We start from the raw sequence: 11991 nt of genomic DNA, 5'->3' as shown, positions 1-11991 counted from the left end.
ACAGAGTTTATCTATATTCTCCCGACTGCCCTCGCTTGTTGCCTATCTGAAACTTGTATTATTTAATAATATATCAGCCTTTAATATTTAAATTATATTTTATGTATTTAAACTTAATTTTTTTATCATGGCCGTTTTCTTTTTTATAAAGTTAGCTAATAAAGCAGTTGAACTGCAAAGTGCAATAAATGCCCCTACATACGCCAAATGTAGCTCCACTAGATAGTTAATGATTAATGGTGTTGTTCCGCCAATTATCACTCCTGTAAAATTGAAGCCAATTCCAAGTGTTGTTGCTTTTCCAGCAGAAGCACTAGCCATTTGATCGGCAGCATTACATAAAATCATTGCACAACATGCCGTTATCACTAATTGAGCTATAATAATAAGCTCAATAATGTCACTTTGCATAATGTAATACATAGGTATAGAGAGAATAACAATTCCCCAAACCCCAATGTTGAATGTTTTAATTGATGAGCTATATTTATCAGTTAGATACGCACATACAATCATCATCAACAATAAGGAACTAGATGAAATTATTGCATAAGTATTTTTATATACCTCTAATTGCAAGTGTTCGATAATTAATGACGAGGAAATATTTTGCACATAAAAAGTTGCTGCTGCCGGCACGCCTAATAAAAAAACATATAGTGAACGTGACCAATCTATTGACTGATAACCTTCTGAAGAGACAGGTTGATTAGGTAATTTAGCTCGAAACCAAAAACTAACCGCAATATTAACAGCCCCAACCAGTAAAGGAATACGCCACCCCACGGCTTGCATCATTTCGTAACTTAATAATTTTTCTAATATAAATACTAACCCTAATGAAAGAATAACGCCTAATAATGAGCTACCTGAGGCTAGAGAAGAAACTCGTGATCGCTCCGTTGAAGATACATCATTGAGTAAATAAGTCACCAAAGAAGGGTATTCGCCTGCGAAACTAAACGAAAGAGCCATTTGAATAATTAAAATAACTATAGGTGTATAATGACCAAGCCATTGGATTGGTAAAAATGCCATACTAAGTGTTGCTATACCAGTAATCAAGCTAGTTAGGATCAACGCTGGTTTTTTTCCAACCCTATCTGCATAGCGCCCTATCAAATATCCACCTATAGGACGAATTAAAAAACGTAAAGCAAAAATTCCCCATACCATTTCTGTTGCTTGTGAATATCCCAAACGCTCTAACTCTGCACTCAAATACATTGATATTGCTGCAAACACAGCAATATCATAATATTCAAGTGCATTGCCCAAGGCAGCGCCGCATCGAAATTTCCATTTCATACCTTTTTCCCTTTTCATCACTTTGAATAATATAATGTTTCATGCTCAATCTATGACTCCACATGCATTGATTAAATCTAACTAATAAACGTATCTAGACAAGCTAGTGTTATACCGTACTCTTTTAATGCTTTAAATAAGCCGCTTGTAGAGATATATGGGCACAATAATTTTTCCAATGATTTGTTTTCTATATTCATTCCCCCCCATAAATTAGAATTAATTATTCACATTAAAGGAGATATATCTTTAGCACATCAAAAATCAGATTCACAGTCCTTATTTATAAATATTTAAAAATAATTAATCTTTGTTTATTTTTATTATTAACAAAAAAGCACTAGTACATTTAATTAAACAAAGAATAATTATATTTGATATTTAATTATTCAATAATAAATGGAGGTATCATGAAAGAAGATTGGCATCCTGCGGATATCATTGCAGCAATAAAGAAAAAAGGTTCATCACTCTCCGCCGTATCACGCCTTGCTGGATTAAATTCATCGACATTGAGTAATGCACTTGCTCGCCGTTGGCCTAAAGGAGAAAAAATTATTGCTGACTTCTTAGATTTACAACCCGCAGATATATGGCCTTCTCGTTATATTGAAAAAAATAACGAGGTAAAAAATTGAATATTGCGACATGCTGAAAATACAATATAAAATCATACCCAAATCAATCAATAATAAATCGTTGATTTGGGTATTTTATTTACAGCAAGCGTCTAATTATATTTAATTATTAGCATTAAGTTAAAAGAAGCTGATCATACGTTTGATTCTTCTTCTCGCTCCCGTTTAAAAACAATATATAATCCCCCTCACCATTCGCCTTCCCACTATGTTTGATAAACATTTTCCAAAACTTATCAGCGAGGAACTATTGGTACAGTTCTCAACATTTGTTGTCATCGCTAGCTGAATCATTCGTAGCCGCTAACGCTCGTTTTCTATAATAACAATGTAAAAATAGGGGTTATTTATATGCCAACATGGATTAATGAGAAAAGATTCACCGCCCGTAGTACAGCCATATAATATACTCTAAATAATTCGAGTTGCAGGTAGGCGACAAGTGAAGATAGATGGGGAGCGTAGATGAACTATGTGACTCTGTGAGCGTAGCGTAGTCACTTATACCTTAACAAAAACCCTGCGACTTGAAGTATGACGAGTATAAATGCAATCAGATTAAAAATAACATGCAAGGAAAGTACTATAATAAGTGAAGTACAAAATTTGTATTTCACTTATTATTAGAGGTTACTAACTAGAGAGTTTCAAACCAATTAAGCCAACCACGATACAGCCGAGGCTTAACAAACGGAATATATTCGCCGATTCACCAAGGAATATAATCCCTACAATCGCCGTGCCCACGGCACCAATACCAGTCCAAATTGCGTATGCGGTACCCGCGGGTAAATCACGCATGGCTGTGGCAAGTAACCCCATGCTCGCAATAATTGCGATCGCAGTGATAACACTTGGTGTCAAGCGAGTAAAACCATGAGAGTACTTTAAACCTACTGCCCAAACAATTTCTAATAAACCTGCACACAAAAGGATGATCCAAGCCACTCTTTTCTTCCATAATAGCCGGGGTCGTCCCCATTAATTAAAAGCGTCAATATTCAGGTCGTCCTGAAAACGCATGTGAAACAATATTATAAATATTCGAATTTGTGAGCTCAAGAGATAAAAAAATAACAAATTAACCACTATTTACCATAATAATTAACTTATTTTTACTTTATTTTAACTTGAAAGCACCTTTTCTATCGCCGATTGCCTCGTCCAAGAGTAGAGTAGAAAACTTATAGATGGCAACTATTGAGAAATGGCATGAGTTTCAAAGATATATTACTGGCACTTTGTGTGGTTATTATATGGGGCGTTAACTTTGTTATCATTAAACTCGGTGTAACAGCACTCCCTCCTCTATTACTTGGCGCGTTACGCTTTTTGTTTGTTGCGTTCCCCGCTATTTTTTTCTTTAAGCGCCCTAAGGTTCCACTAAAGCTACTACTAATCTATGGGCTAACGATTAGCTTTGGCCAATTTGCTTTCTTATTCTGTGCGATACGCGTTGGTATGCCAGCTGGGATCACATCTGTTATTCTCCAGTCGCAAGCTTTTTTTACTTTGCTGTTAGGTGCCGTACTCTTAAAAGAATCCCTGCAAATTACCCATTTTATTGGGATGCTAATTGCTGTTGCTGGACTCACGATTTTAGCCAAAGGTGCAACAACGGGTGGTTTAGATGATATTCCACTATTAGGCTTGATATTTACATTAATTGCTGGATTTTCATGGGCTTGTGGAAATATTACCAATAGAATGATCATGCAAAATCAAGGTAAAGAGAAATGCAGTGCCCTTTCATTAGTTAGCTGGAGCGCATTGATCCCAATCATTCCTTTTTTTGTCAGTTCATGGATTTTCGAAGGTGAGCAAGCCATTAGCCAAGGGCTAGCGGGTTTTAATTGGCCTGTTTTTGGTACCATCATTTACCTTGCATACCTGTCTACTTTTGTAGGATATGGGTTATGGGGGGTTTTATTGGGCCGTTATGAAGCTTGGAAAGTAGCACCATTTTCATTGCTCGTTCCATTATTTGGGTTAAGCAGTAGTGCATTATTCCTTGATGAGCATATTAATAGCATACAAATTGCTGGGCTAACATTAATTATGATGGGACTAATTATTACCTTATTTGGGAAAAAGTTAATTCAATACTTAAGAAAAGCCTAATTCATATATAAAAATAGGGGAAATTCCTCCCCTATTTAGCACGTTAAATGCTCTAGCCTTGATTTCACTATTAGAAAACCAAATTAGTTTATTACTCTAACTTTACTTATTCACTCAGCATTATCAATAAGCATCACCTACTCCTTTAGCTTAAAACAAAATAAAATCCAGAAAATTTCTATAAATTAGTGATATTAATTGCAGTTATTAAATTTATTTACTTTTACGGGATGGTTTCACGTTTTAGCTATTTTGCCTTTCTGCTAACTCAAGCTATATGTGTCATTAGCATCACAATAATTGATAACGGTTTGATTATGAAACGGATGGGGTGGCTATGGGTAAACAATTAATTTGGATTGTGCTCGCGGTACTTGGCGCTTTTGCGCTCGGTTACATCGCATTAAATCGAGGCGAGCAAATAAATGCGTTATGGATAGTGGTTGCTGCTGTCTGTGTCTATTTAATCGCTTATCGCTACTATGGGTTGTTTATTGCCAAAAAAGTGCTGCAAGTCGATGAAACACGTATGACGCCATCAATTCGCCACAATGATGGCTTAGACTATGTGCCTACCGATAAAAAAGTCTTATTTGGCCACCATTTTGCCGCGATCGCCGGAGCTGGGCCACTTGTAGGGCCAGTCTTGGCAGCACAAATGGGCTACTTACCCGGTATGTTATGGTTACTGGCTGGGGTCGTACTCGCCGGTGCTGTTCAAGATTTTATGGTGCTTTTTGTCTCAACTCGGCGCGATGGTCGCTCTCTTGGCGAACTCGTTAAAGAAGAGATGGGAAATACGGCGGGAATTTTAGCACTTATCGCCTGTTTTATGATTATGGTGATCATCCTTGCGGTACTTGCGATGATCGTAGTAAAAGCCTTAACTCATAGCCCTTGGGGTACTTATACCGTTGCCTTCACCATCCCTCTCGCCATTTTTATGGGAATTTACACCCGCTATATCCGCCCAGGCCGAATTGGTGAAGTTTCAATTATTGGACTAATATTTCTGGTTTTTGCGATCATCTCTGGAGGCTGGGTCGCTGAAAGTGAAACGTGGGCACCTTATTTTGATTATACAGGCGTACAATTAACGTGGATGTTGGTTGGCTATGGTTTTATCGCAGCGGTCTTGCCAGTTTGGTTGTTATTGGCACCGCGTGACTACCTCTCAACATTCTTAAAAATTGGTACCATTATCGGTCTCGCAATCGGTATTCTCATTTTAAATCCAAATCTGCAAATGCCATCACTAACTAAGTTTATTGATGGTACTGGTCCTGTTTGGGCTGGTGATTTGTTCCCATTCTTATTTATTACTATTGCTTGTGGCGCTGTATCCGGCTTCCATGCACTGATTGCATCGGGCACCACCCCTAAAATGTTGGCTAACGAAAACCAAGCATGTTTTATCGGCTATGGTGGAATGTTAATGGAGTCTTTCGTTGCTATCATGGCACTGGTTGCAGCTTGTGTGATTGACCCAGGTGTTTATTTTGCCATGAACAGCCCATTAGCCATGCTAGCGCCAGCCGGAACAGAAGACGTAGTCTCGTCAGCTGCGCAAGTTGTCAGTAGCTGGGGCTTCCACATCACACCTGATCAGCTCACTAATATTGCCAACGAAGTCGGAGAGAAAAGTATCATCTCTCGTGCAGGGGGTGCGCCAACACTCGCTGTAGGTATGGCCTATATTCTTCATGGTGCCCTTGGTGGGTTAATGAATGTTTCTTTCTGGTACCACTTTGCTATCTTGTTCGAGGCATTATTTATTTTGACTGCGGTAGATGCAGGAACACGAGCCGCACGCTTTATGTTACAAGATTTATTAGGCGTGATCTCTCCTTCCTTGAAACGTACAGATTCATTACCTGCAAACCTTATCGCAACGGCATTGTGCGTCCTAGCTTGGGGCTACTTCTTGCATCAAGGGGTTGTCGATCCACTCGGTGGTATCAACACGCTATGGCCTCTGTTCGGTATTGCCAACCAAATGCTTGCGGGTATGGCTCTGATGCTTTGCGCAGTGGTTCTGTTCAAGATGAAGCGTCAGAGATACGCTTGGGTTGCTTTAGTCCCCACCGCATGGCTACTGATATGTACTATGACTGCTGGATGGGAGAAAACCTTCAGTGAAGATGCTCGTGTTGGTTTCTTAGCTGTTGCCAATAAATTCCAAGCAATGATTGATAGTGGTAATATTCCATCTCAATATACCGAGTCACAGCTAGTACAATTGATTTTTAATAACCGTTTAGATGCTGGGCTAACTATTTTCTTTATGATTGTTGTAGTGCTACTCGCACTATTCTCAATCCGTACGGCTTTGAAGGCATTAAACACCTCTGAGCCTAGCGCCAATGAAGTCCCCTATGAGCCTATGCCTGCTAACTATAAAGAAATTGTAGCAAATACACGACACCACTAGTTGATTTGACTGGTTAGGAGGTAAATATGTTTGGTTCACTTGGTAATGCAGCTCGCTACTTAGGGCAAGCTGCAAAAATGATGATTGGTGTGCCTGACTATGATAATTATGTTGCACATATGCAGCTTAATCATCCAGATCAGACACCGATGACCTATGAAGAGTTCTTTAAAGATCGCCAAGATGCTCGTTATGGCGGCAAAGGTGGTTTTAAGTGCTGCTGAGTTAATACCAATTTAAGTACAAAAAACTGTTATGTTTGAAATGGCCCTCAGTGGTTGGATAACCAATACTGAGGGTCTTTTTATAGCAAAATATAATCACAATTTAAAAATGACGATCACAAACCAATCCTTCCATCACTGCCTGTGATTACCATCAACACTCTTAGGTAATTCTTGTTTTCACGATCACCTATTTTCTTCAGTTAATGGCGCTATTTGGGATCGTGATGATCAAAACTCCTCGGAAGCACCACCGTTATCTAGGGCGTTTTTAGCTTATTTATCCCTTCGCCATCAGCCAATTCCATTCATCAGCTGTACTACAAAACCGTAGAAAATACACATGCTAATTTTTAGCTAATAAAGCATTTTTAGTATTTTTGCGCGAGTTTTGTTTCTTTTGTGATCATGATCGTAGTGCAATAATTACAAATTGTACTACAATCATGAAAAATGATGAAGAATAATAAGTATATTGGTACTACAAAACTGAAGAAGAATTCAGCGTAAATGGTAAAGTAGAGCAGTACATATAACGCATAAGGACGACATATGACTCTCAACAAAACTGATCGCATCGTGATTACGCTAGGGAAACAAATTATCAGCGGTAAGTACGTGCCAGGTTCAGCATTACCCGCAGAAGCTGATTTATGTGAGGAATTTGAAACCTCACGCAACATTATTCGCGAAGTATTTCGCTCGCTGCTTGCGAAGCGACTAATCACCATCAAACGGTACTCTGGGGCATACGTTGCCTTAAGAAACCAATGGAATTACTTAGATACAGATGTTTTGCAATGGGTACTCGAACACGACTATGACCCACGACTTATTACTGCCATGAGCGAAGTGAGGAATTTAGTTGAGCCAGCCATAGCGCGTTGGGCCGCTCAAAGGGCAACCTCAAGCGATTTAGCTGAAATTGAATCAGCGCTCAATGACATGATTGCCAACAATCAAAACAGAGAAGCTTTTAACGAAGCGGATATTCGCTATCACGAAGCGGTTTTGAAGTCGGTCGATAACCCAGTTTTACAACAGCTCAATGTTGCGATCAGTTCACTTCAACGAGCGGTATTTGAACGGACTTGGCGGGGTGATGAAGGCAACATGCCGAAAACTCTCCAAGAACATAAAGCGCTGTTTGATGCAATTCGGCATCAAGACAGTGATGCGGCAGAGCAAGCGGCATTGACGATGATCGCAAGCTCAACACAAAGGCTAAAGGAAATCACATGACAGCTCGCTACATCGTAATTGACTGGGGATCGACTAATCTACGTGCTTGGCTTTATCAAGATGACAAATGTCTAGCAAGTAAACAATCAGAAGCAGGTATTACGCGTCTGAATGGGAAATCTCCTCAAACGGTGTTAGCAGAAATGATAGGGAGTTGGCGAAATAGTGCCACCCCTGTAATTATGGCGGGAATGGTTGGGAGTAATGTAGGTTGGAAAGTTGCTCCTTATTTATCTGTTCCCACTCATTTCACTGCAATTGGAGAGCAATTAACCTCTGTTAGCGACAATATTTGGATCATTCCTGGCTTATGTGTTTCTCGTGAAGATAATCACAACGTAATGCGAGGAGAAGAAACTCAATTACTTGGCGCGCATGCACTCTCTCCATCTTCTGTCTATGTGATGCCTGGTACTCACTGTAAATGGGTTCAGGCTGACCGTGAGCAAATCCTTGATTTTCGAACCGTCATGACGGGTGAATTACATTATTTGCTACTGCACCATTCGTTAGTAGGGGCTGGTCTGCCAGAGCAACAACGCTGTGCTGATGCTTTTACTGCGGGATTGGAGCAAGGTCTTTCTACACATTTAATTTTGCCGCAGCTCTTTGAAGTACGTGCTTCTCATCTATTAGGAACTTTACCGCGAGAGCACGTGAGCGAATTTTTATCTGGTCTGCTAATTGGTGCTGAAGTGATGTCAATGAGCCAACACTTTGATGATAAGCAGATCACTATCGTGGCTGGAGATGCGCTATCAAACCGCTACCAACAGGCATTCGGTGCAATAGGACGCAAATCTTCAGTCGTTGCTGGAGAAACGGCATTTTTAACAGGTATAAGGAGCATTGCTCATGCAGTGGCAAACTAATCTTCCCCTTATAGCCATCTTGCGAGGTATTCCCCCAAAAGATGCTATAGCACATGTCGGTGCCATTATTGAGGCAGGTTTTGATGCAATTGAAATTCCGCTGAATTCCCCCGAATGGGAAAAAAGTATTCCTGCCATTTTAGACGCTTATGGTGATAAGGCTCTTATTGGGGCAGGAACAGTACTTAAACCTGAGCAAGTCAATCAGCTTGCTGATATGGGTTGTAAGCTAATCGTTACGCCAAATATACAGCCGGAAGTGATCCGTAGGGCTGTCAGTTTCGGTATGACAGTGTGTCCTGGATGCGCTACAGCAACGGAGGCTTTCACTGCACTTGATGCAGGTGCCCAGTCTTTAAAAATATTTCCATCTTCAACCTTCGGGCCAACATACATCAAAGCACTAAAAGCAGTACTTCCACCAGATATTCCTATTTTTGCTGTTGGCGGTGTCACACCTGAAAACTTAAAGCAATGGATAGAGGCAGGCTGTACGGGTGCTGGATTAGGTAGTGATCTTTATCGTGCTAATCAATCCATTGAGCGCACGGCAACACAGGCAGCAGCATTTGTTAAGGCGTATCGAGAGGCAGTGGAATGAAGATCACAAAACTTACTACATATCGTTTGCCCCCGCGTTGGATGTTTCTAAAAATTGAAACTGATGAAGGTATTGTTGGTTGGGGAGAACCTATTATTGAAGGCCGAGCACGTACAGTCGAAGCCGCAGTCCATGAGCTAAGTGACTACTTAATTGGTCAAGATCCTGCTCGTATTAATGATTTATGGCAAGTCATGTACCGCGCAGGCTTCTATCGCGGAGGCCCTATTATGATGAGTGCCATTGCAGGTATTGACCAAGCTCTGTGGGATATTAAAGGTAAAGTATTGAATGCACCTGTTTGGCAGCTTATGGGGGGCTTAGTACGCGATAAAATCAAAGCTTACAGCTGGGTGGGTGGAGATAGACCCGCGGAAGTCATTGATGGAATAAAAAAATTACGAAACATTGGTTTTGATACGTTCAAACTCAATGGCTGCGAAGAAATGGGATTAATTGATAGTCACCATAAAATCGATGCGGCTGTCGCCACTGTGGCACAAATACGTGAAGAATTTGGTGATGATATTGAATTTGGGCTTGATTTCCATGGGCGAGTCAGTGCGCCAATGGCAAAAGTCTTAATTAGTGAGTTAGAACAATACCGTCCTTTATTTATTGAAGAGCCCGTATTAGCCGAGCAAGCGGAATATTACCCACGATTAGCCGCACAAACTTCGATTCCATTGGCAGCAGGCGAACGCATGTACTCACGCTTTGATTTTAAACGCGTGCTAGATGCAGGTGGCTTAGCGATTTTGCAACCAGATTTATCACATGCTGGCGGCATAACTGAATGCTATAAAATTGCAGGTATGGCAGAAGCTTATGATGTCGCATTAGCGCCACATTGCCCTTTAGGCCCAATCGCTTTAGCGGCTTGTTTGCACATTGATTTTGTATCGCGCAATGCGATATTTCAAGAGCAAAGTATGGGGATCCATTATAACCAAGGTGCAGAGCTACTTGATTTTGTTAAAAATAAAGACGACTTCAACATGCAAGGTGGTTTCTTTATGCCATTAATGAAACCAGGCCTTGGCGTGGAAATTGATGAAGAAAAAGTGATTGAACTCAGTAAACAAGCCCCTGACTGGCGTAATCCTGTCTGGCGCCTCGAAGATGGTGTTATTGCCGAGTGGTAACAATTGAATTAATTCATTGAGTTATCAATATTAATCTTGTCTTCGTCAGGTGTTTTTCTCCTTTCGAAGGTAGACTCATGAGGTACTAATTTATGAGCATCGCCCTCTATACTTCTACACTAAAAAAATTAAATAGTAAGATTATTCCTTTTGCCATTATTGGCTATTTTATTGCGAATCTTGATAAAACCAATATTTCTATCGCAGCATTACAGATGAATGCCGACCTAGGGTTAACTGCAAGTATGTATGGCCTTGGTGTAGGAATGTTTTATATCTCCTATATTATTTTTGAAATTCCGAGCAATATTATTATGACCCGTGTTGGCGCACGAGTCTGGATTGCTAGGATAATGATCACATGGGGATTAGTCAGTGCGGGAATGTCATTAGTTCAAACACCCACACAGCTTTATGTTATGAGGTTCCTGTTAGGTATGGCTGAAGCAGGGTTCACCCCAGGGATTATTTATTACATCTCATGTTGGTTCCCAAGAAGTAACCGTGCACGCGCAATGTCATTTTTCTATATGGGATCTGTCTTAGCATCGATTATTGGCTTACCAATGTCAGGATCAATTCTAAATATGCATGGTATTGCTGATATTGCTGGCTGGCGTTGGATGTTTGCTATTGAGGGACTACCTGCCGTTATTCTAGGGATTATTATTTTATGGCGTTTACCATCTAGCCCAGAAAAAGCAACGTGGTTATCTGAACCAGAAAAGAAATGGCTTATCACTCAGCTAGAAGAAGATAATAAAGATGTTGTGGTAAATAAAAACCATTCATGGTTGAGTTCACTAAAAAATAAAGTGGTGCTATTGCTGAGTTTAGTTTGGTTCTTGCAAGCATTTGGTTCTATTGGCATTACACTATTCTTACCATTAATTCTGAAGAGTATTGTCAGTGAACAAAGTAATTTTGTAATCAGTCTCTTATCGGCTGTTCCATTTGTCTTTGCTTGCTTATTCATGTATCTCAATGGTCGCCATTCTGATATGACAAAAGAACGTTCGCTACACATGGGATTACCCTTGATTTTGGCTGGTATATCCTTAGCAATTGCGATTTACAGTAGTAACTTATTGCTTTCATATATTTTGCTAGTCCTGACTGTTGGATTCAACTTTGCATTAACGCCTATTTTCTGGGCTGTTACAACAGAAAAACTGGCAGGTGTCGCCGCAGCAGCTTCCATTGCTTTTATTAACACAATTGCGAATTTTGTGGGGTTAGGTTTACCACCATTATTGGGCAAGATAAAAGACCTTACAGATAGCTACCATTATGGTTTATTAATTGTGGCAATTGCGCTGGTATTAGGTGGAATTGTTGGCATTGTGGTCGCTCGCCCAAACAAAAATACCGCTACTGAAGATCCAGCTCTCACCTCTTAATAGAAGAAA

Annotated in this window: 11 protein-coding genes; 9 read left to right on the top strand and 2 right to left on the bottom strand. The window is 40.2% G+C overall.

The window, feature by feature from the left end; all coding sequences use genetic code 11:
- Window positions 1–99: 99 nt before the first annotated feature.
- Window positions 100–1308: an MFS transporter gene (locus SC428_RS12375; protein ID WP_318707898.1), complete on the bottom strand. Its 1209-nt coding sequence runs from the start codon at window positions 1306–1308 to the stop codon at window positions 100–102.
- Between the two features lie 410 nt (window positions 1309–1718).
- Here SC428_RS12375 and SC428_RS12370 point away from each other — a divergent pair, with 410 nt between their 5' ends.
- Window positions 1719–1946: a helix-turn-helix domain-containing protein gene (locus SC428_RS12370; protein ID WP_139158618.1), complete on the top strand. Its 228-nt coding sequence runs from the start codon at window positions 1719–1721 to the stop codon at window positions 1944–1946.
- 633 nt (window positions 1947–2579) lie between these two features.
- Here SC428_RS12370 and sugE read toward each other — a convergent pair.
- On the bottom strand, window positions 2580–2894 hold the full coding sequence (gene sugE, locus SC428_RS12365; RefSeq protein ID WP_070925422.1) for a quaternary ammonium compound efflux SMR transporter SugE: 315 nt from the start codon (window positions 2892–2894) through the stop codon (window positions 2580–2582).
- A 264-nt stretch (window positions 2895–3158) separates the two neighbouring features.
- On the opposite strand from sugE, the gene SC428_RS12360 reads away from it, so the two are divergent.
- The 8 genes from SC428_RS12360 to SC428_RS12325 all read left to right on the top strand — a co-directional run bounded on the left by SC428_RS12360 (window position 3159) and on the right by SC428_RS12325 (window position 11982).
- Complete coding sequence (locus tag SC428_RS12360; protein WP_070925421.1) at window positions 3159–4067, top strand: EamA family transporter; 909 nt, start codon at window positions 3159–3161, stop codon at window positions 4065–4067.
- Between the two features lie 337 nt (window positions 4068–4404).
- Window positions 4405–6498: a pyruvate/proton symporter CstA gene (gene cstA / locus SC428_RS12355; protein ID WP_070925420.1), complete on the top strand. Its 2094-nt coding sequence runs from the start codon at window positions 4405–4407 to the stop codon at window positions 6496–6498.
- 26 nt (window positions 6499–6524) lie between these two features.
- The gene (locus SC428_RS12350) at window positions 6525–6722 is read left to right on the top strand and encodes a YbdD/YjiX family protein (protein WP_070925419.1); all 198 of its coding nucleotides are present in this window, start codon (window positions 6525–6527) and stop codon (window positions 6720–6722) included.
- A 552-nt stretch (window positions 6723–7274) separates the two neighbouring features.
- A complete protein-coding gene (gene dgoR / locus SC428_RS12345) occupies window positions 7275–7964 on the top strand; it encodes a D-galactonate utilization transcriptional regulator DgoR (protein ID WP_140182985.1) in 690 nt (229 codons plus the stop codon).
- On the top strand, window positions 7961–8836 hold the full coding sequence (locus SC428_RS12340) for a 2-dehydro-3-deoxygalactonokinase (RefSeq protein WP_283125894.1): 876 nt from the start codon (window positions 7961–7963) through the stop codon (window positions 8834–8836). The genes dgoR and SC428_RS12340 overlap by 4 nt, the downstream gene beginning before the upstream one ends.
- Window positions 8820–9437 (top strand): 2-dehydro-3-deoxy-6-phosphogalactonate aldolase, encoded by a 618-nt coding sequence (locus SC428_RS12335; protein WP_070925417.1) that lies wholly within the window; start codon window positions 8820–8822, stop codon window positions 9435–9437. Before SC428_RS12340 ends, SC428_RS12335 begins: the two co-directional genes overlap by 17 nt.
- Entirely contained in the window at window positions 9434–10582 is a 1149-nt protein-coding gene (gene dgoD, locus SC428_RS12330) for a galactonate dehydratase (RefSeq protein WP_283125896.1), read from the top strand. Before SC428_RS12335 ends, dgoD begins: the two co-directional genes overlap by 4 nt.
- A gap of 92 nt (window positions 10583–10674) precedes the next feature.
- Window positions 10675–11982, top strand: a complete 1308-nt coding sequence (locus tag SC428_RS12325) for an MFS transporter (RefSeq protein WP_070925416.1) — start codon at window positions 10675–10677, stop codon at window positions 11980–11982.
- Window positions 11983–11991 lie beyond the last annotated feature (9 nt).

This window comes from Providencia sp. 2023EL-00965, assembly GCF_033550225.1.
Lineage (GTDB): Bacteria > Pseudomonadota > Gammaproteobacteria > Enterobacterales > Enterobacteriaceae > Providencia > Providencia manganoxydans.
The sequence above is the reverse complement of the archived record's forward strand: the minus strand, read 5'-3'. Positions and strand labels throughout refer to the sequence as shown.

Coding starts and splice junctions, on each gene's coding strand:
- SC428_RS12325 (WP_070925416.1), top strand. CDS start 10,675: ATGAGCATCGCCCTCTATACTTCTACACTAAAAAAATTAAATAGTAAG.
- SC428_RS12340 (WP_283125894.1), top strand. CDS start 7,961: ATGACAGCTCGCTACATCGTAATTGACTGGGGATCGACTAATCTACGT.
- SC428_RS12375 (WP_318707898.1), bottom strand. CDS start 1,308: ATGAAATGGAAATTTCGATGCGGCGCTGCCTTGGGCAATGCACTTGAA.
- SC428_RS12360 (WP_070925421.1), top strand. CDS start 3,159: ATGAGTTTCAAAGATATATTACTGGCACTTTGTGTGGTTATTATATGG.
- SC428_RS12350 (WP_070925419.1), top strand. CDS start 6,525: ATGTTTGGTTCACTTGGTAATGCAGCTCGCTACTTAGGGCAAGCTGCA.
- cstA (WP_070925420.1), top strand. CDS start 4,405: ATGGGTAAACAATTAATTTGGATTGTGCTCGCGGTACTTGGCGCTTTT.
- SC428_RS12370 (WP_139158618.1), top strand. CDS start 1,719: ATGAAAGAAGATTGGCATCCTGCGGATATCATTGCAGCAATAAAGAAA.
- dgoR (WP_140182985.1), top strand. CDS start 7,275: ATGACTCTCAACAAAACTGATCGCATCGTGATTACGCTAGGGAAACAA.
- dgoD (WP_283125896.1), top strand. CDS start 9,434: ATGAAGATCACAAAACTTACTACATATCGTTTGCCCCCGCGTTGGATG.
- SC428_RS12335 (WP_070925417.1), top strand. CDS start 8,820: ATGCAGTGGCAAACTAATCTTCCCCTTATAGCCATCTTGCGAGGTATT.